Origin of the sequence: Nocardioides mangrovi (genome assembly GCF_020073815.1) — a bacterium.
Lineage (GTDB): Bacteria > Actinomycetota > Actinomycetes > Propionibacteriales > Nocardioidaceae > Nocardioides > Nocardioides mangrovi.
This window is the reverse complement of sequence record NZ_JAIQZJ010000004.1, coordinates 184,199-203,054: the sequence shown is the minus strand read 5'-3', so window position 1 is coordinate 203,054 and position 18,856 is coordinate 184,199. Positions and strand designations below refer to the sequence as shown.

Below are 18,856 nucleotides of genomic sequence, written 5' to 3'. Positions count from 1 at the left end.
TAACTGAACACGGTCGCTCGTACCCATTGTTCCGCCGAGACCCCCCGACCTCGCAATCGGGGGGTCTGTTCGATCACATCAGCCGTCCTCGGAGCCCGGCGCGACGGATCGCCTCGTCGGTACCCGTCCAGACCGCGTGGATCTCCGTCTGAAAGCGAGGTTTCACCCCGAAATCGCAGGGGTACACGAGCCGACAATGGCACTGCCATGACCAGACGAGCCCCTTCGGAGACCAACCGTGCCGCTGAATCGGCCAGCCCTGTCCTTGGGCTCGGGTCCCCGCAGCGTGCAGGACGCACGCCGCTGGGTGGTCGACACCTGCCGTGAGATCGGTCGCGACGAGCTCGTTGAGTGCGCCGAGCTCGGCACCTCCGAGCTGGTCACCAACGCACTCCTGCACGCGGGACCGCCCCTCTCGGTGCGGGTGCGCGGCACCCGCGAGCACCCGCGCGTCGAGGTCCGCGACGGCTCGGTCGAGCCGCCGCTGATGCCCGGCAGCGAGACCCTCGACGACGAGCTGCTGCTCACCTTCGGCCGCGGGCTCAGCATCGTGGCCCGCTGCTCGAGCGCGTGGGGGGTCGACATCGAGGAGGACGGCAAGACCGTCTGGTTCGCGCCGGCCGCCCACTACGGCGACGAGATGGTGCCCGGCGTGGTCACCGGCACGAGCGCGCCGGCCGCCGACCCCGCGGCGGGCGAGGACGAGATGCGCATCCACCTGCACGGCGTACCCCTGCGGTCCTTCATCGAGTTCCAGCGCCACTACCGCGAGCTCCGTCGGGAGGTGCGGCTCCTCGCGCTCGCCCACGAGGCCGACTACCCCCTCGCCAAGGACCTCTCCGACCTCTTCGGCTCGCTGGAGAGCGACCTGCGGGCGGGGCTCGGCGCCGACCAGATCGAGACCGCGCTCGCGTCCGGCAGCGCGACCGCCGACCTCGAGGTCGCGATGCCGCGGCCGACCGCGGCGACCATCGGGCGCTTCATCGAGCTGCTCGACCTCGCCGACGCCTTCTGCCGGGAGGAGCGGCTGCTCTCGCTCGCCCGGACCCCCGAGCAGCGCCGTTTCCAGCGCTGGTTCCTCAGCGAGTTCGTCCGGCAGGAGGGCGGCGAGGCCGCGCTCGCGTGGCAGGATGCGCCCGTGGCCGGCCGGCAGAGCAGCGTCTCTTGAGCGATCGCTCCCCCCTGCCGCGCCTCGTGCTCGCGGTCGCCATCGGTGGCTCGCTCGGCGCCCTGCTGCGGTGGTGGCTGACCGACCTCTTCCCGAGCGACCCCGACGACTTCCCCTGGGCGACGTTCGCGATCAACGTCACCGGCTCCTTCCTGCTCGCGCTGCTGCCGGCCCTCACCGCCGTACGCCGCAGCCGGACGCTCGCCGTGGGCCTCGGCCCGGGCCTGCTCGGCGGCTACACCACGCTGTCGGCCTACTCCGAGCAGACGCGCGCGCTGCTCGACCACGGGCGGACCGCGACCGCCGGCCTCTACCTGCTCGGCACGCTGGCCGCCTGCCTGGTCGCGGTCGCGATCGCCGACCACTGGTCGACGCTCGCCCAGCGCGGCGACTTCGAGGCCGAGGGCGGTGACGAGTGACGCCGCTCCTGGTCGCGCTGGGCGCCGCAGTGGGGGCGCCCTGCCGCTTCCTGCTCGCCACCCGGCTCGACGGCCGCTGGCACCGCGGGACGTTCGTCGCCAACGTCGCGGGCTCGTTCCTGCTCGGTCTCTTCTCCGCGCTCGCGCTCTCCGACCACGCCGCGGCGCTGCTCGGCACCGGCTTCTGCGGCGGCTTCACGACCTACTCGTCCTTCGCCGTCCAGACCCACGGGCTCGGGCGGCGGCGCGGCGCGGCGTACGCCGTCGCGACGATCGTCGTCGCGCTCGGCGCGTGCGCTCTCGGCTGGACGGTGGGTCAGGCGTAGCCGAGGTCGTGCAGGCGCTCGTCGTCGATGCCGAAGTGGTGGGCGATCTCGTGGACGACCGTGATCCGCACCTCGTCCTCGACCTCCGCGCGCGAGTCGCACATGTCGAGCAGGTTGTCGCGGAAGACGAAGATCCGGTCGGGCAGCTCCATCGACGGGTCGCCCCAGCGGTCGGTCAGCGCGATGCCGTCGTAGAGGCCGAGCAGGTCGGGGTCGTCGGCCGGGGCCTCGGCCTCGACCAGCACGACGACGTTGCGCACCAGGGCGGCGATCTCGTCGGGGATCGCGTCGAGCGCGCGGTCGACGAGGGCGTCGAACTCCTCGGGCGTCATCTCGACCGGCATGGGGCCAGTCTGGCGGATCGCTGGGAACTGGCCGGAAATGAGCGGCGCCCCCGGATCTCGCGATCCGGGGGCGTCTGCTGGCGACCCCGACGGGACTCGAACCCGCGGCCTCCGCCGTGACAGGGCGGCGCGCTAACCAACTGCGCTACGGGGCCATGCTTCGGTGGTGCTGTCGCTCCAACCGGTGAAGCGAGGGAACTCTAACCCACGTCCCCGCCGGTGTCCCAATCGGCGTCGGTCAGCCGGGACGCACGGTGATCGACCAGCCCTCGCCGGCCCGCGTGTAGACCACCCGACGGCTCGCGGCGTCCTCGCGACCCCACCACAGCACCAGCCGCTCGGGGCGCACGCACCGCCCGGTCCAGGTCGCGGACGGCGTCAGCGACTCCGGCGGGTGCTCGGCGCAGAACGCCGCCCACCGCTCCTGCCGTTCGGGGAGCGGCCGGGCGGCGAGGTCGGCGTCATTGAGCCAGGCGAGCACCTTCAGGTACGCCGACCGGCGGTTGTAGGCGCGCACCTCCTCCGCAGGGTCCGCCGGGACGACGGTCCCCTGGACGACGACCTGCCGGGCGATCGCGGGGAGGTGGATCACCAGGGCCGCACGGGGCACCCGGTCGACCTCCGCGATCTTGTCGGAGCGACTGTCGGTGTGGAACCAGAAGCCCAACCCGTCGTACTCGCTGAGCAGCACGGTGCGAGCCGCGGGCCAGCCGTCGACGGACGTCGTCGCCAGGGTCATCAGCGGGCGGACGGGGTCGTCGTTGCCCGGCAGCCACTCGGTCAGGAGCTCGAAGGGGTCCGCCGGCGCCTCGGTCACGGGGCGACCCGGCGCTGCGGCTCGACGGGCGGCGAGGCCATCTTCGAGCCCGCGCCGGTCACGACGTCCGGGGTGACGAGCTTGCCGGGGTTGAGCAGCCCTCCGGGGTCGGTCGTGACGGCCAGCTCCCGGGCCCGGTCGGGCAGGTAGTCGACGTACCACTGGTGCGGGTTGTGGAAACCGACGTCGAGGGCGGTGAGGCGCTCGAACCCGGCCCACACGTCCTCGGCACCGGTGTACGGCGCGACGAGCATCCCGATCGGCCGGCCCGCCTGTCCCTCGAGGTGCAGCATCGCGCCGGGGTAGACCTCGTGCAGCTCGTCGACCCGGTCGATGAGGGAGTCGCCGCTGACCTCGACGTGGAACCACCGGCGGTCGGTGGTCCGCATCAGCCACTCGACGGGGTGGTTGTAGCTGATGGTCGACACCTTCATCGCTGGCTGGAGGCCGCTGCGCACCGCCTCGACCGTGCCGCCGGCGGCCACCACGAGCCGCTCGGCCTCGGCCACCGAGGCGGGGTCGAGGATCGCCCGCAGGCTCGCCCGCCCGGCCGGCAGCGCGGCGTCGGCCGGGAGCGCCGCGGCCACCTCGGGCAGGTCGGCGGAGACCAGCCGCGGCGTCGGGGTCAGCGCCGTGAGCGCCCGCACGAGCGCGAACGCGTCGTGGAAGTCCTCGAACGAGGCGTAGAAGGCCTGCCAGTCCTGGAGCGGCTCCAGGTGGAGGGTGACCCGCGCGATGATCCCGGCCGTCCCGTAGTTGTGCAGGTAGGCCTCGGTCTCCTCCCCCTCCAGGTGCACGAGCGCGGCGTCGGGGACGGCGTGCACCACGTCGAGCGCCTTGACGTAGCCGGTGTGCAGCATGCCGTGCCGGATCGACCCGGTGCCGCCGGAGCCGCCGGAGACGAAGCCGCCGATGGACGAGGACACCGTGGACGGGAACATCAGCAGCTGCTGGCCGGTCTTCGCGGCCGCCTTCTCCAGGGAGATCATCGTCGCCCCCGCATCGGCGGTCAGGAAGCCGTCGCCGACCTCCACGACGGTGCGCGCCTTCGACATGTCGAGGACCAGACCTCCGGCCATCGGGATCGCCTGGCCGTAGTTGCCGGTGCCCTTGCCGCGGGGCGTGATCGGGACGCCGTGGCGCACCGCGGCGCCCACCACGAGCGCGATCTCCTCGGCACTGACCGGTGACGCGACCAGCTGCGCGCGGCCGAGCGGGAGCCGGTCGACCACGACCGGCGACATCACGGCGCCGTCGACCGATGCCTTGTCGAGCGAGGCGGGGTCGTCGCTCACCGCGTCGGCCCCGATCAGCTCGCGCAGCTCGGCGGCGAGGGCGTGCATCGTGTCGGGGGCGACGGCGGCGAGGACGGGGGTGGTCATGCGGGCTCCTTGGCGGACGAGACGGGCGAGACGGGCGAGACAGGGGGACGGGTCGGGGCGAGCGCGTGGACGGCGTGGCTGTGGGCGACCAGGCGTCCGGCGTGGACGACGTACCGGTCGGGACCGGCGTCGGCGACGACCTCGGCGAGGTTCGCCCCGCGGACCGCGAGGAGGTCGGCCCGACGCCCGGGCACGGCCCCGGCGAGGGGCAGCGACATGACCCGGCGCGCGCCGTCGGTGACGGCCGTGACGGCCTCGTCGAGCGTCAGGTGGCCGGCCGAGACGAGCAGCGAGGCGGTCTCGAGCGCGTCGCTGCGCCCGACCGGGTTGAAGGGGTCCCGGACGTTGTCGGCACCGCCTGCCACGGGTACGCCGGCGTCGAGCAGCGCCCGGAGCGCCGTCAGCCCCCGCGGCGTGGCCACCGGGTGCTCCCACCCCTGCAGGTAGAGGTTGGTGATCGGCAGGGACACGATGCCCATCGGGCTCGCGGCGATCTCGGCCACGACCTGCTCCAGCTCCTCGGCGTCGAGCGTGCCGAGGCGGACGCAGTGCCCCGCGGTGACGGGGCGCGTCCAGCCGCGGACCGCCCGGGCGAACGCCACGATCGTCAGCGGTCCGTCGAGCGACTCGTCGGTGTGGAGGTCGATGCCGACGTCGTGCTGCTCGGCCAGGCGCACGGCGCGGGCGAGCTCGTCGAACGGGTCGGTCGCGAGGTGCGGGGCCCCGCCGACCAGGTCGACGCCGAGGTCGAGCGCCTCGGCGTACGCGTCGTCGTCGACCAGCTCGTGGCCGAGGGCCACGAGCTGGAGGTCCATCAGTCCCGCCAGCTCCTCGCGGACCTCGACCAGGGCGCGGACCCCGCGCAGCGGCTGGTCGCCGCGGAGCAGGTCGACATGCGTCCGTACGGCGGTGGTGCCCTGGCGCAGCATCCGCAGGGCCTGCTCCCGGGCGCGGGCGGCGATCTCCTCGGTGGTCATCGTCGCGCTGTGCGCGACCCACGAGTCGATCGCCCGGACCAGGTCGCCCATCGGCGGCTGGATGGCGTCCCAGCTGCGCGCCTTGTCCAGGTGGGCGTGGGGCTCGGCCGGGGCGGTCATCAGCACGAAGCCGGTCAGGTCGAGCTCGGCCGCGGGGCCGTCCGGCGCCGGCGCCGCGCCGCCGCCCGGGACCACGTCGGTGACCGTGTCGTCGTCGATCACGACGTCGACGACGCGGCCGTCGGGCAGGGTGGCGTGGCGCAGCACCTGCAGGTCCCGGGGGAGTGACACGGGCCGTCCTTCCGCTGCAAGATGTTGATGTGTTCAACATCTGCGAACGTACGGAGCCGCAGTTTCGGTGACGTGAATCGTTCGTTTCATGCCCGTCACGCATCGCGCCCGCCCGATGAACCCGAGGAACCCCGAGGAACCCCGTGCCGACCAGGCCGACCCAGCCGACGACCTCTCCCCCGACCGACGACCCCGACACCCGCGACGCCCGCGCCCTGGGCGAGCGCATCCGCGCCGCCCGCCACGCGCGCGGGCTCACGCTCGTCCAACTCGCCGAGCTCAGCTCGCTGTCCCACCCCTTCCTCAGCCAGCTCGAGCGGGGCCAGGCCCGCCCGAGCATGTCCTCGCTCCAGCGCATCGCGCACGCCCTGGGGACCAGCCAGGTCGAGCTGCTCGCCGTGCCCGACACCAGCCCGCCGGGTGACGACGACCCGCGGGTGCTGCGCGCCACCGCCGGCCGGACGGGTGGGTACGGCGCCGCCCACGCCCGCGTCCTCTACGACGCGGCCGCGCCCTTCCAGACGCTCGAGGTCGCGGGGTCCAACACCGACTTCGGCCAGGCCTACGTGCACGTCGAGCACGAGTGGGTCTACGTCGTCAGCGGCCGCGTCGAGGTGCGACTCGACGGCGAGGTCTCCCTGCTCGCGCCGGGCGACTCCCTCGCCTGCCCGTCGGAGGTCGCCCACCACTGGCGGTCCCCGGACGGTCGCCCCTACCTGCTCGTCGTCGTGAAGGAGCACCTGCGCCGCTCATGAACACTGACGCTGCCGACCTGCTGGTGCGGGGAGCCCGGCTCATCACCATGGCGCCGGGCGCCGACGACCTCGGGTACGTCGAGTCGGGCTGGCTGCTGGTCGCCGACGGCCGGATCGCGGCCCTCGGCGCGGGCGACCCGCCGGCCGACGTCTCGGCCGCGGAGGTCCTCGACGTGGACGGGGCGTTCGTGGCGCCGGGCTTCGTGTCGACCCACAGCCACCTCTTCACCAGCGCCAGCCGCGGGCTCGGGGTCTCCGAGACGCTCTACGGCTGGTGCGACTCGATGCTCGGACTGCTCCGCCACGCCGGTGCCGAGGACATCTACTGGACGACGCTGCACGGCGCGCTCGACTTCCTGGGCAACGGCGTCACGACGGCCTACGACTTCACCGACCCCCGGATCCCGTGGGAGCCGATGGTCGCCGGCGTACGGCAGGTGGTCGGACGGCTGCGGCCCGCCGACTACCAGCTGCGCCAGGTCGACGCGAAGACCGACGCGGGGCTGCGCTTCGTGAACTCGACGTCGCTCGACGACGCGGTCGGCACGAGCGACGAGGTGCTCGGCCGGTTCGCCCAGGTCTGTGACTACGTCGCGGGGCTCGACCCCGACGTGGCCCTGGGCAACGCGGTGACCGGCGGCGTGCAGTGGTCGAACCGCCCGGACGCGGCGGAGCTGGAGGTCGAGGCGATGCGTCGCCACGGCGCCCTCAACCAGGCGCACTTCCTCGAGACGCGGGAGGCGGTCGAGGTGCAGCGGTCGAAGTTCGCGCTCTACCGCGACTCCGGCGCACTCGGGCCGCGGATGATCTTCGGGCACTTCATCCAGACCACCGACGAGATCATCGCCGCCGCGGCCGAGTCCGGCAGCGGCATGTCGTGGCAGCCCTCGTCCAACGGGCGGCTCGCGTCGGGGACCGCCAAGGTGCCGCAGATGCTCGCGGCCGGGATGACCGTGGGCATGGGCCTGGACGACCAGGCCTGCACCGACGTGTCCGACCCGTGGCAGAACATGCGGGCGGGGATGTTCCTGGTGCGCGCCGAGAGCGGCCGGCCGCTCGACATGATGCCGGAGACCGTGCTGCGCCTGCACACGCTCGGCGGGGCGGAGCTGCTCGGGGTGGCCGACCGGGTCGGCAGCCTCGAGGTGGGCAAGCTGGCCGACTTCGTCGTGGTCGACCCGGCCGCGCCGGACGTCGGTCCGCTGTGGCACCCCGTCCGCTCCTACGTGCTCGCCTGCGGCCTGCGCAACCTCAAGCGGGTCTACGTCGGCGGGCGGCTCGTGTCGCGGGAGGGCGTCTCGACGAGCCCGCTCGCCGCGGAGGCCAGCCGCAAGGTGCGCGAGGTCCTCGGCGCGCTGGCGCGCGAGCACGGCTGGCCGGCCTGACCCTCCGCACGCGCTGATCGGGAGCGGTCGCTGGTTACGACTGCGTCATGCCGGCGAAACGTTCGTCTCGTAGCGTCCGTGAATGTTGAGCAGATCAACATCGCCGTTTCGTCTCCCCGGCCCGAGAGCGAGCCCGCATGCCCGTCGCCGCGACCCGTGACGCCACCACCAGCACCACCCCACCGGGAACCCTGATCGACTTCCGCGACGTCGCGATGCGCTTCCCCAACGGCACGGTCGCGCTCTCGGGCGTCGACATCACGGTGCGGCGCGGCGAGTTCGTGACCGTCGTCGGCCCCTCCGGCTGCGGCAAGTCGACGCTGCTGCGGATCGCGTCCGGCCTCGAGACCGCGAGCGACGGGACCGTCACCGTCAACACCGACCGGATCGGCTACGTCTTCCAGGACGCCACGCTGCTCGCCTGGCGCGACGTACGCCGCAACGTCGAGCTGCTCGCCGAGCTCAACGGCATGTCGCGGGCGGGTCGCCGCCAGAAGGCCCAGGCCGCGATCGAGCTCGTCGGCCTCGAGGGCTTCGAGAAGCACATGCCCAAGCAGCTCTCGGGCGGCATGCGGATGCGCACCTCGCTGGCGCGCTCGCTCACCCTCGACCCGGAGCTCTTCCTCTTCGACGAGCCGTTCGGGGCGCTGGACGAGATCACCCGTGAGCGGCTCAACGACGAGCTGATCCGGCTCTTCGTCGAGCAGGGCTTCGCCGGCATGTTCATCACCCACTCGGTCTCCGAGGCCGTCTACCTCTCCACCAAGGTCGTCGTGATGTCCGGCCGACCCGGTCACATCGTCAGGACGATCGACGTACCGCTGCCGATGCCGCGCGATCCCGACATCCGCTACACCCCGGAGTTCGCGGCGCTGGTCGGCGAGGTGTCGCACGCACTGCGAGAGGGGCACCGCTGATGTCCACCACCGAAGGCACCGTCGAGCAGACCGTCGAGGAGACGGTCGAGCCCACCGCCGCGAGCACCCCGGCGTACGTCGCGCCGCCGCGACCGCGCGCTGGTCGACGCATCCTGGGCTGGGTGACGATCGCCGGCCCGCCCCTGATCGTCTTCGGCCTCATCGTCGCGGCCTGGTACGCCGTCAACGCGAGCCTGGCCGAGAACAAGAAGTTCCTGCTGCCCACCCTCGACGAGGTGATCTCGCAGGGCTACCTGGACAGCACCATCCGCAGCCAGATCCTCGAGAGCCTCTGGCAGACCTCGAAGGTCGTGATCGTCGGGCTGGCCATCGCCGCGGTGATCGGCATCGCCTGGGCGGTCGCGATGTCGATGGCCACCTGGGTGCAGCGCTCGACGTACCCCTACGCCGTCATCCTCCAGACCATCCCGATCCTGGCCATCGTCCCGCTCATCGGCGTCTGGTTCGGCTACGAGTTCAAGGCCCGCGTGGTCGTCTGCGTGATGATCGCGCTCTTCCCGATGGTCTCCAACACGCTCTTCGGGCTGCAGTCCGTGGACCGGCCGCTGCACGAGCTCTTCGCGCTCCAGCGGGCCCGGCGCGGCACGGTGCTGGCCAAGCTGATGTTCCCCGCCGCCCTCCCGGCGATCTTCGTCGGGCTGCGCACCTCGGCCGGGCTGGCCGTGGTCGGTGCCATCGTCGGCGACTTCTTCTTCCAGCGCGGCACCCCGGGTCTGGGTTCGCTGCTGATGATCTACGCGCGCCAGACCCTCTACGCCGAGCTGTTCGCGGCGATCTTCGTGGCGGCGCTTCTCGGGGTCCTCGTCTTCGCGCTGTTCGGCCTGCTCTCCAAGCTCGCCGTCGGCCGTTGGTACGAACCGGTGAAGTGAACAACCCAACGGAAAGAGAGACACCCTCGATGCGCAGATCCTCACGGCGTGTGGCCGCCCTCGCGGGCGCCCTGACCCTCGTCACCGCTCTGGCCGCCTGCGGCTCCTCCGACGACACGCCCACCGCCGCGGAGTCCGCCGACGCCAGCGGGGTGGACCTCGCCGCGGCCGGCTGTCCCTCCACCATCGTCGTGCAGACCGACTGGAACCCCGAGTCCGAGCACGGCCACCTCTACGAGATGCTCGGCGACGACGCCGTCATCGACGCCAACAAGAAGTCGGTGACCGGCACGCTCTACTCCCAGGGCAAGTCGACCGGCGTCAACCTCGAGATCCGTGCGGGCGGCCCGGCGATCGGCTACACCGGCGTCGGCCAGCAGATGTACACCGACGACTCGATCACGATGGGCTACATCACCACCGACGACCAGATCGCCAACTCGGCCAAGCAGCCGACCAAGGCCTTCTTCGCCCCGCTCGACCAGAGCCCGATCATGGTGATGTGGGACCCGGAGTACTACCCGGACGTCGAGGGCGTGGACGACCTGAAGGCGGCCCTGGACGAGTCCGGCGGCGTGTGGCGCTACTTCGCCGGCTCGGCGTACCAGGACTACCTGCTCGACGCCGGCTACGTGTCGAAGAGCAGCCAGGACTCCAGCTACGACGGCACGCCCGCGAACTTCGTCGCCGCCGGCGGCAAGGACGTGCAGCAGGGCTTCGCCTCGGCCGAGCCCTACATCTACGAGAACGAGGTGCCGAGCTGGGGCAAGCCGGTCAAGTACGCGCTGATCTCCGAGACCGGATGGGACCCCTACCAGTCCGAGATGGCCGTGCGCACGGCCGACTTCGACAAGCTCTCCCCCTGCCTCAAGGCACTGACCCCGGTGCTCCAGCAGGCGGAGGTCGACTTCTTCGCCGACCCGAGCAAGGCCAACGCGCTGATCCTGAAGCTGGTGCAGGAGTACAACACCGGCTGGACCTACAGCCAGGGCGTGGCGGACTACTCGGTCGACACGATGATCTCCGACAAGCTCGTCGGCAACGGGACGAACGACACCCTCGGTGACTTCGACGACGACCGGATGAGCACCTTCCTGGAGACGGCGCTGCCGATCTACCAGAAGCTGAAGTCGCCGGTGAAGGACGGTCTCCAGGCCTCCGACCTCTACACCAACGAGTTCATCGACCCCTCGATCGGGCTCTCCTAGGGATCGCGCCCGGCCGCCGGGGCCCACGGGTCCCGGCGGCCGGGCAGCACCCGCCAGACGAAGCAGCGAGGAAGCAGGAGAAGAGGGCACGTGGGCGACACCCGCAAGCTGGCCGAGCTCACCGGACCGCAGACCCTGGAGGTGCTCGGCGACGACTCGATCCTCGTCGTACCGATCGGGGCGATCGAGCACCACGGTCCGCACCTCCCGCTGGTGACCGACGCGCTCACCGCCGAGTCCGTCGCCACGGCCGCGGTGTCCGCCGCCGTGGCCGCAGGCCTCGACGTCTGGCAGCTGCCGACCATCTCGGTCGGCAAGTCCGACGAGCACCACTGGGCGTCGGGCACCCTGTGGCTGCGGGCCGAGACGCTGCTCGACACCCTCGTCGACCTCGGGCGATCGGTGGCCGCGACGCCGGCCCGCAAGCTCGTCTTCCTCAACGGGCACGGGGGGAACGTCGCGATGCTCGGCGTCGCGCTGCGAGAGATCCGGCGGCACTTCGGGCTGATGACCTTCGCGATGCCGGCGATGCGCGTGCCCGACGAGGGCCCCGAGCTCGGCGCGGCCGACGAGGAGGGCATCGGCATCCACGGCGGCTGGGCCGAGACCTCGATCGTGCTGCACCTGCGCCCCGACCTGGTCCGCACCGATCGGCTCGTCCGCAACGTGCCGGCGGGCCTGGGCGCGTGGGAGCAGCTCGGCTTCAACGGCAAGCCCGTCGCGTTCGGCTGGCTCAGCGACGACTTCGGTCCGCTGGGGATCGTCGGCGACGCGACCACCGCGTCCGCCGATGCGGGCAAGCGGATCTTCGAGCACAGCACGGACGAGGCGGTCGCCGCTCTGGGCGAGATCGACCGGTTCGAGCTCCCGCCCCGCACCCGGCTGTCGTGACGACCGCGACGGACGGCCGGTTCACGGGGACCGGGGTGCTGGTCACGGGCGCTGCCTCGGGCATCGGCCGACGGATCGGCGAGCGCTTCGCGGCCGAGGGCGCCAGGGTCGTGTGCCTCGACCGCGTCGTGCCCCACGCCACCGACCATCTCGCGTGCGCCGTCGTCGCCGACGTGGGCGACGAGTCGTCGGTGGCCGCGGCCTTCGACGATGCGGCCGCCACGGTCGGCGGCCTGTCCGTGGTCGTGCACTGCGCCGGCATCCACCACCTCGCGCCGCTGACGGCGACGAGTGTGGAGGCCTGGCAGCGGGTCAACGACGTCAACGCACTCGGCACGTTCCTCGTCACCCGAGCGGCCGGCGCCCACATGATCGCGCGCGGCGACGGCGGCCGCGTGGTCAACATCGCGAGCATGGCCGCCAAGCAGGGCGGCGCGCACGAGGCGGCGTACGCCGCGAGCAAGGCCGCCGTCGTCGCGCTGAGCCGCGTGGCCGCACTGGAGTGGGGCCCGCACGGCATCACCGTCAACGCGGTCTGCCCGGGCTACGTGCCGACCGAGATGGGCGCCGACTCGCGCACCGAGGAGGACGTCCGTCGCTGGTCGTCGCTGTCACCGCTCGGCCGCCTGGGCACGCCCGACGACGTCGCCGGCCTCGTGCTCTTCCTCGCGTCGGCCGAGGGGGCCTACCTGACCGGCCAGGCGCTCAACGTCACCGGCGGGATGGCGATGCACTGACCGCTCGGCGCTCGTCAGCCGGAGCGTCGTACGGCGAGGAGGGCGCTCAGTCGTGCGGCGACGGCGCGCTCGTCGGCCGTCCGGAGGACGTGGTCACGGACGACGACCCGCCCGCCGACGACGACGTCGCGGGGCCGGCGGCCGGGCGCGGCCCACAGCAGGCCGGCGACCGGGTCGGCGACGCCGGCGTCCGCCACGCCGGACACGTCCCACACGCACAGGTCCCCGGCACTCCCCTCGCCCAGGTGCCCGAGGTCGGGACGGCCGAGCCCGGTGGCCGAACCCCGGGTGGCCATCTCCAGTACGTCCCTGGCGGAGAGGGGCGAGCCGGTCAGCGCGGAGACCTGCAGGGCCAGGCGGCCGTCGGCCAGCAGGTGACCGGCGTCGTTGAGGCCGCCGCCGCTGGTGCCGAGTCCGACGGCGATGCCGGCGGCCCGCAGGTCGCCGACGCGGGAGACGCCCCAGCCCATCGGGACGTCGAAGCCGGGCGCGTGGGTGCCGGTGACGCCCGCGGTCGCGAGAGCGGCGACCTCGTCGGGCAGCAGGTCGACGAGGTGCGCCAGCGTCACGTCGGGCGCGAGCCAGCCCCAGTCGCCGAGCAGCTCGATCGGCCGGCGGCCGTAGCGGTCGAGCGCGATGGCGACGTCGACCTGCTCGTTGGCCTGGGTGCGCCGACGCAGCCCTCGGTCGCGCGCCACCTCGGCCATCGCGTCGAAGGTCTCGCGCGCGTCGCTGTGCGCCCCGGCCGGGCCGACCGCCACCTGCAGCATCCCGTCGGCGCTGACGCCGCCGACCGGCACCAGCTCCTCGGCGATCGCACGGGCCGACTCGGCCGCCCACACCGCGTCGTCGCGGGCGCTGCCGCGCACGAACACGAGCCGCGACCCGAGGTGGGCGGCGGCCGCGACCACCGCCGCCGCCATCTCGACCGTGAGGTCGAGCGAGGCGTCGAACGGCCAGTTGAGCATGTGGTCGGCCACCGTCGTCACGCCGCACAGCAGTCCCTCGGCTACCGCGACCGCGGCCGCAGCGCCGATCAGCTCGGGGTCGAGCCCGACCTCGGCGTACGCCGCCGCCATCGTCGGCAGCCACTGCGCCATCGGCACCCCGCGGGTGCCCGGCAGCGTCCGGAAGGCGCTCTGGGCCAGGTGGTGGTGGGCGTTGACTAGTCCGGGCGTCACGACGCAGCCCGTCGCGTCGAGGACCGTGACGACGTCCTGTCCGTCGTCGACCTCGACGTCGCCCGCAGTCTCGACACCGTCGCCGCGCACGACCGCAACGGCGCCGCGCACCAGCAGCGTCATCCGCGCTCCCTTCCCGACCGGGAACAGTGAAGCGCGCCCACGTTGCGGGCAGATCTCGCGCGCGCAACGTGCTGGTCCTGGCACCCCCAACCGGATTCGAACCGGCGCTACCGCCGTGAAAGGGCGGGGTCCTGGGCCGCTAGACGATGGGGGCCCGTGCTCGCTCGAGCACGAGCGGAATCATACGGGGCCGCGCGGATGGGACGGGCCGCCGCTGCGGGATTCACCGGTGCACCGGTGAATCCCGCACTTCTCGGCCGTTGCAACGCCTGAGAAGTGACAGGCTCGCCTGAGAAGTCCGCAGTACGGCGGCGTTTTCGCAGCGTCCGGACCGCTCCTGTAAGGTGTGCGTCGCTCGGGCAGGTAGCTCAGTTGGTACGAGCGATCGCCTGAAAAGTGATAGGTCGGCGGTTCGACCCCGCCCCTGCCCACCGAGCATCGCAGGGCTCTGACCTGCAACGCAGAACGCCCCCGCCGGATCCGGCGGGGGCGTTTCGCGTGGTGCTCGTCAGCGAACCGGGATGGTGCGGCCCAGGTCGACCAACGTGCCGTCGCAGCCGGCGCACGAGTGCCCGTGGGCGCCGTGGTCGGTCCGGGGGAACAGGTGGTCGGCGTCGGCCACGTCGTCGACGGGCGCACGGCCGCGACGGGTGGCGTCGCGCGCGATGAGGGCAGCGCCGTACGCGCCCGTGATCTGCGGCTCGCTCGGCACCTGGACCTCGGCGCCGAGCGCCCGCGACAGGAAGTGGACGGCGGCCGGGTTCTTGGCCACGCCTCCGGTGAGGACCACGGGCGTGTGCCGCCCGACCTGGGCCACGAGGGCCAGGGTGCGGGCCGCGATGGCCCGGTGCACGGACGCCGCGATGTCGGCGATCGGGAGGTCCTGGGCCAGCAGGGAGACGATCTCGGTCTCGGCGAAGGTGGCGCACATGCTGCTGACCTCGAGGTCCTGCGTGCCCCGCATCGCCAGCTCTCCCAGGTCCGACAGGTCGACCTCGATCGCGCGCGCCAGCACCTCGTAGAACCGACCGGTGCCGCTCGCGCAGCGGTCGTTCATGGCGAACTCGTCCACGAGCCCGTCGGCGTCGACCGTGATCGCCTTGGAGTCCTGGCCGCCGATGTCGATCACCAGCCGTACGCCGGGCACCATCGCCGCGGTGCCCCGCGCGTGACAGGTGATCTCGGTGAAGCTCTTCTGGGCCCCGGGGACCAGGCGTCGGCCGTACCCGGTCGAGACGGTGCCGGCGAGCGCGTCCCGCTCGATGCCGGCGCGCTCGAGAGCACGCGCGACGGCGGCCTCCATGCCCGCGCGCGAGACGGCCCCCATCGCGATGGTCGCGCTGGACACAATCGCGCCCTCGTCGTCGACCACGACGGCCTTCGCCGTGGTCGACCCGAGGTCCACGCCGAGGTAGTGGCTCACGAGGCCCGCGCGCGCTTCATGTCGATGGACTCGAGCATGGCGACCAGGCGGCTCTCCAGGATCTCCTCCTTGTAGAAGGACGCATCGGCGACGTCGCCCTCGAAGAAGATCGAGGGGATCCCGAGCTTGTCCTGGGCCGACTTCGCCAGCAGGCGCTGCGGACCGGTGAAGGCGCGGCAGGTCCGCGTGGAGTGGAAGACGATCCCGTCGATGTCGTAGGCCTCGCAGTCGCGCAGCGTCAGGTAGTCGATCGTCTTCGCGCCGTGGTTGGTCGGGCAGAGCAGGTAGTGCTGGGCCATGCCCTTGATCGGGTCGTCCGGATCGATGAGCTGGGGCTCCTGCCAGAAGGCGTTCTGGATGTAGCGCCCGGCCAGCACGGCCGCGCCGTGCTCGGCGAACTTGCGCGAGAGGAAGCCGAGCTTGTTCCAGTTCATGATGCCGTCGAAGTAGAGGCGGTACTTCTCGTCCTCGACTGCGGAGATGCCCTGGTCGATGCGGCCCTGGATCTCGTCCCTCACGTCCTGGAAGTAGTCGACCAGCTGCTGGTCGCCCGGGAGGAAGTTGATCGGCGCGACGCTGGCGATCCAGTCCCAGAAGGTCGCCGGGGCCGGGCGAGCCTTGGTCAGCTCGAGCCCTTCGCGCCGCAGCTCGGCGGCACGCTTGATGTAGTGCATCGACTCGGAGAGCAGGTCCCAGTCGAAGGGGCGACCGGTCTGGGTCTCGAGCCACGCGATCAGCTCACGGAGCTGCTCGGCGACGTACGTCGACGCGGCCTCCCACTCCTCCCCCACCAGGTATCCCGCATCGGGCTTGTTGCCCCACAGGTAGGGATGGGAGACGTTGAAGATCGGGAGCTGCTTGCCGAAGATCCGGAACGAGACGCCGTCCCACTGCTGGCCGGTCGAGCAGCCGGCGTAGTTGTTCACGAAGAAGTCCGGCTTGGGCAGCTTGGCGGCCAGCACCTCCTGGTCGTGCATCCCGACGATGCCGCTCTCGGTGCCGTCGTCGGCGCCCATCGTGAGCACCGAGCAACCGAGGTGGGTGCGCGAGTAGGAGCACAGCTCGGCCTGGTAGCCGTACTCCGCCCCGGCGAGCTGGGCCGGGCCCTCCAGCTGCTGGGCGGCCAGCCGGGCCGAGAACGCCTCGCCGTGGCACCACGCCAGGCCGGCGGCCTGGAAGATCGGGTTCAGGGCGCCGCCGTTGTACCAGACGATCTGCTTGCCCTGCTCGCGTGCGGTGAACAGGTCCTCCCAGTAGTCGGTGATCAGCTGACCGCCGGCGCGGGTGACGTCGAGGCGGCGGCTGCGGTCCTTGCGGGGCTCGTCTGTCGTGATGGTCATGCTTCCTCCAGGAGTGAGATGTCAGGCGTAGGCGGGCCGCATGCGCAGCGCGCGCTCGACGAGCGCCTCGATGCGGGTGCGGAAGGACTCGAGCGGGATGCCCTCGTGCTCGGTCTCGATCAGCAGCTGCGGGATGCCGGCGGCATCCAGCGCCTTGCGGAGCTCGGGGTAATAGAGCATGTGCGGCTCGCAGAACTTCGGCATCAGGTGGACGACGACCTCGGCGCCGCTGCGCTCGATCGCCTCCAGCAGCCAGCCGTCCCAGTCGACCTCCTGCTGGACGCGGGTCGGACAGGGGAGGTTGACGTTGCGCTGCGCGTACCAGTGGCCGAGCGCCTCCAGCGGAGGCAGCGACTCGTCGACGTCGGTCTGCGCGTACCGGCGGCCGGTGTAGATGTCGTCGTCGACGACCGTCGCCCCGGACTCCTCGATCGCCTCGAGGAGCTCGCGTCGGGGCGCGTGGCAGAGGTGCCCCGAGATGTGGACCCGGACCCGGTCGTCACGTTCCGAGGCCTGCTCGGAGCGCTCGCCGATCACCTCTCGCAGCAGGGGAAGGTGGTCGAGCGGATCCATCACCTGGGCCGAGGCGACCAGGTCGACGAGCTCGACCGGGGAGTACGACGTGCTGCCGGCGGCGCGGGCGTCGAGGAGCCCGCGCAGCAACGCCCGGTCGGCGTTGAAGGCGCGGATGGACGAGCGGAGGGCCTCCTCCTGGATCGTCGTCCCCGTGATCCGCTCGATCTCCCGGCGATGCTGCTGGAGGGTCTCCCTGACCTTCGCGTCGGCCCACGAGTCGCTCAACGACGTGGCGAGCATCCCGAGGAAGACCTCGCGCTGCGGCTCGAGGACCCTGCCCACGTCGGTCGCGCCGAGCAGCTGGATGCAGTGGTCGGCGAGCAGGATGGCGTCGTACTGGCCGAGGCGGCCGGTGGCGGCCTGGTCGGCCAGGTTGCGCGTGTAGCCGCAGTAGAACTCGGGGATCAGCCCCCGTCCTTCGGTCACGGGCTCCAGGTCGTCGGGCACGATGACGGGCAGGACGCCGGCGGCGTGAGCGAGCTCCCGCGGGTAGTTCATCGGCATCACCCCGAGCACGAGGGCTCCGGGGTGCTCAGCGCGCCACCGCGCGATGTAGCTCCGATGGTCCCGGGCCGCTCCCCGGAGTTCCTCGAGCGCTGAGCTCGCCATGCACTGCCTCCATTGGAGTTAGACGAATTTCGTTATCAAGTCTTCAAAAGTGTATGACATCGATGGTTTCGCCACAATGGGGCCCGTGGTTGTCACCGACGGATATCCCGGCAATCGCGGCGGGGTTCCCGTGCTGCCGCCCGCGAGCGCCCGGTCGCTGCTCATCACCGTGGTGGGCGAGATGCTCAAGGACACTGACGAGGGCGTCTGGACCGCCGCCCTGCTCCGGGTGTTCGCCGGGTTGGGGGTGGAGGACCACGCCTGTCGTCAGCTGCTGGCGCGCTCGGCGGCCGTCGGCTGGGTCGAGCGCGAGCGCCGCGGCCGCGCGGTGCGCTGGCGGCTCGCCGAACGCGGTCGCGAGCTCGTCGAGAGCGGCGTCCGGCGCTCGCACCTCTTCCTCGACGGGGGCGAGGAGTGGGACGAGCGCTGGCTCGTCCTGCACGTCACGGTGCCGCAGCAGCAGCGCACCACCCGCGCTCGCCTGTACGGGGGATTGTCCTGGCTCGGCATGGGCAACCCGACACCTGGGGTGTGGCTGACCCCGCACGCCGGTCGGGTCGAGGAGCTGCGACGGCTGATCTCCGCGCTGGAGCTGCAGGAGACGAGCTTCGCGTTCGTGGGCCACCTGCGGGACGTCGGCCTCGACGCGACCACGATGCTCGAGCGCTCCTGGGACCTCGACGCACTGGGGGCGACGTACTCCACGTTCCTCGAGCAGGAGGAGGGCCGCGAGGAGGTCGTCGAGCCCGACGACGTGCTGCTGTCCTACCTCTCGCTCCTCAGCCTCCAGCAGCGGTTCATGCGACGCGACCCGATGCTGCCCGTCGCCCTGCTCCCCGACTGGGTCGGCCGGGACGGGGCCGCGCTCTTCCGCCGCCTGCGCCGGCACTGGTCGACGCCCGCCCACGAGCGGTTCTGGGAGATCAACCGGGAGTCAGGCCCGGCCTGATCGCTCCACGCGGCCCGACGTGATGCCTCCTCGATTTAGACAAATCTGCGCTCCGAGGCTTGCAAAACGTCAAACGTGACGCCACGATGGGCCGCACCAACGATCGTGGCGCCGATCACACCTGCGTCCGATAAATGGTCTGAGAGTT

General features: G+C 72.0%; 19 protein-coding genes and 3 tRNA genes. 12 read left to right on the top strand and 10 right to left on the bottom strand.

The features are described from left to right. Nucleotides 1-286: 286 nt before the first annotated feature. Genes K8U61_RS09820 through K8U61_RS09810 form a run of 3 tightly spaced genes read left to right on the top strand, consistent with a single transcriptional unit; the run spans nt 287 to nt 1,913 of the window. A complete protein-coding gene (locus K8U61_RS09820) occupies nt 287-1,168 on the top strand; it encodes an ATP-binding protein (RefSeq protein WP_224122828.1) in 882 nt (293 codons plus the stop codon). Continuing rightward, nucleotides 1,165-1,587 carry a fluoride efflux transporter CrcB gene (crcB, locus tag K8U61_RS09815; protein ID WP_224122827.1) on the top strand — a complete coding sequence of 141 codons (423 nt, stop codon included), beginning with the start codon at nt 1,165-1,167 and terminating at the stop codon, nt 1,585-1,587. Before K8U61_RS09820 ends, crcB begins: the two co-directional genes overlap by 4 nt. Then, nucleotides 1,584-1,913 carry a fluoride efflux transporter FluC gene (locus tag K8U61_RS09810; protein ID WP_224122826.1) on the top strand — a complete coding sequence of 110 codons (330 nt, stop codon included), beginning with the start codon at nt 1,584-1,586 and terminating at the stop codon, nt 1,911-1,913. The genes crcB and K8U61_RS09810 overlap by 4 nt, the downstream gene beginning before the upstream one ends. Here the strand turns inward: K8U61_RS09810 and K8U61_RS09805 are convergent. The 5 genes from K8U61_RS09805 to K8U61_RS09785 form a co-directional block, all read right to left on the bottom strand. Further along, on the bottom strand, nt 1,904-2,257 hold the full coding sequence (locus K8U61_RS09805; protein ID WP_224122825.1) for a metallopeptidase family protein: 354 nt from the start codon (nt 2,255-2,257) through the stop codon (nt 1,904-1,906). The two genes, K8U61_RS09810 and K8U61_RS09805, sit on opposite strands and share 10 nt — an antisense overlap. A gap of 78 nt (nt 2,258-2,335) precedes the next feature. After that, nucleotides 2,336-2,412, bottom strand: a tRNA-Asp gene (locus tag K8U61_RS09800). An 83-nt stretch (nt 2,413-2,495) separates the two neighbouring features. Further along, nucleotides 2,496-3,074, bottom strand: a complete 579-nt coding sequence (locus tag K8U61_RS09795; RefSeq protein ID WP_224122824.1) for a pyridoxine/pyridoxamine 5'-phosphate oxidase — start codon at nt 3,072-3,074, stop codon at nt 2,496-2,498. Continuing rightward, on the bottom strand, nt 3,071-4,456 hold the full coding sequence (locus K8U61_RS09790; protein WP_224122823.1) for an FAD-binding oxidoreductase: 1,386 nt from the start codon (nt 4,454-4,456) through the stop codon (nt 3,071-3,073). The genes K8U61_RS09795 and K8U61_RS09790 overlap by 4 nt, the downstream gene beginning before the upstream one ends. Then, a complete protein-coding gene (locus K8U61_RS09785) occupies nt 4,453-5,724 on the bottom strand; it encodes an amidohydrolase family protein (protein WP_224122822.1) in 1,272 nt (423 codons plus the stop codon). The genes K8U61_RS09790 and K8U61_RS09785 overlap by 4 nt, the downstream gene beginning before the upstream one ends. A gap of 143 nt (nt 5,725-5,867) precedes the next feature. Between K8U61_RS09785 and K8U61_RS09780 the strand changes: the two genes are divergently transcribed. The 7 genes from K8U61_RS09780 (at nt 5,868) to K8U61_RS09750 (ending at nt 12,507) form a co-directional block, all read left to right on the top strand. Continuing rightward, nucleotides 5,868-6,479: a helix-turn-helix domain-containing protein gene (locus K8U61_RS09780; protein WP_224122821.1), complete on the top strand. Its 612-nt coding sequence runs from the start codon at nt 5,868-5,870 to the stop codon at nt 6,477-6,479. Continuing rightward, a complete protein-coding gene (locus K8U61_RS09775; protein ID WP_224122820.1) occupies nt 6,476-7,864 on the top strand; it encodes an amidohydrolase family protein in 1,389 nt (462 codons plus the stop codon). The genes K8U61_RS09780 and K8U61_RS09775 overlap by 4 nt, the downstream gene beginning before the upstream one ends. Before the next feature lie 137 nt (nt 7,865-8,001). Beyond that, the gene (locus K8U61_RS09770; RefSeq protein ID WP_224122819.1) at nt 8,002-8,781 is read left to right on the top strand and encodes an ABC transporter ATP-binding protein; all 780 of its coding nucleotides are present in this window, start codon (nt 8,002-8,004) and stop codon (nt 8,779-8,781) included. Beyond that, complete coding sequence (locus K8U61_RS09765) at nt 8,781-9,671, top strand: ABC transporter permease (protein ID WP_224122818.1); 891 nt, start codon at nt 8,781-8,783, stop codon at nt 9,669-9,671. Before K8U61_RS09770 ends, K8U61_RS09765 begins: the two co-directional genes overlap by 1 nt. A gap of 50 nt (nt 9,672-9,721) precedes the next feature. Beyond that, nucleotides 9,722-10,879 carry an ABC transporter substrate-binding protein gene (locus K8U61_RS09760; protein WP_224122817.1) on the top strand — a complete coding sequence of 386 codons (1,158 nt, stop codon included), beginning with the start codon at nt 9,722-9,724 and terminating at the stop codon, nt 10,877-10,879. A 90-nt stretch (nt 10,880-10,969) separates the two neighbouring features. Next, a complete protein-coding gene (locus tag K8U61_RS09755) occupies nt 10,970-11,770 on the top strand; it encodes a creatininase family protein (protein ID WP_224122816.1) in 801 nt (266 codons plus the stop codon). Continuing rightward, nucleotides 11,767-12,507, top strand: coding sequence for an SDR family NAD(P)-dependent oxidoreductase (locus K8U61_RS09750; protein WP_224122815.1), 741 nt, complete (start codon nt 11,767-11,769; stop codon nt 12,505-12,507). The genes K8U61_RS09755 and K8U61_RS09750 overlap by 4 nt, the downstream gene beginning before the upstream one ends. A gap of 14 nt (nt 12,508-12,521) precedes the next feature. On the opposite strand, the gene K8U61_RS09745 is transcribed toward K8U61_RS09750, so the two are convergent. Together K8U61_RS09745 and K8U61_RS09740 are read right to left on the bottom strand one after the other, a co-directional pair. After that, nucleotides 12,522-13,811, bottom strand: coding sequence for an amidohydrolase family protein (locus K8U61_RS09745; RefSeq protein WP_224122814.1), 1,290 nt, complete (start codon nt 13,809-13,811; stop codon nt 12,522-12,524). Between the two features lie 78 nt (nt 13,812-13,889). Next, a tRNA-Glu gene (locus tag K8U61_RS09740) sits at nt 13,890-13,965 on the bottom strand. A 203-nt stretch (nt 13,966-14,168) separates the two neighbouring features. Here K8U61_RS09740 and K8U61_RS09735 point away from each other — a divergent pair. Further along, a tRNA-Phe gene (locus K8U61_RS09735) sits at nt 14,169-14,242 on the top strand. A 77-nt stretch (nt 14,243-14,319) separates the two neighbouring features. Here K8U61_RS09735 and K8U61_RS09730 read toward each other — a convergent pair. The 3 genes from K8U61_RS09730 to K8U61_RS09720 are packed head-to-tail and all read right to left on the bottom strand — an operon-like array spanning nt 14,320 to nt 17,759. After that, entirely contained in the window at nt 14,320-15,234 is a 915-nt protein-coding gene (locus K8U61_RS09730) for an acyl-CoA dehydratase activase (RefSeq protein WP_224122813.1), read from the bottom strand. Then, nucleotides 15,231-16,574, bottom strand: a complete 1,344-nt coding sequence (locus K8U61_RS09725) for a 2-hydroxyacyl-CoA dehydratase subunit D (RefSeq protein WP_224122812.1) — start codon at nt 16,572-16,574, stop codon at nt 15,231-15,233. The genes K8U61_RS09730 and K8U61_RS09725 overlap by 4 nt, the downstream gene beginning before the upstream one ends. Before the next feature lie 21 nt (nt 16,575-16,595). Further along, nucleotides 16,596-17,759, bottom strand: a complete 1,164-nt coding sequence (locus K8U61_RS09720; protein WP_224122811.1) for a 2-hydroxyacyl-CoA dehydratase subunit D — start codon at nt 17,757-17,759, stop codon at nt 16,596-16,598. Nucleotides 17,760-17,844: 85 nt separating this feature from the next. On the opposite strand from K8U61_RS09720, the gene K8U61_RS09715 reads away from it, so the two are divergent. After that, complete coding sequence (locus K8U61_RS09715) at nt 17,845-18,708, top strand: PaaX family transcriptional regulator (RefSeq protein ID WP_224122810.1); 864 nt, start codon at nt 17,845-17,847, stop codon at nt 18,706-18,708. Nucleotides 18,709-18,856 lie beyond the last annotated feature (148 nt).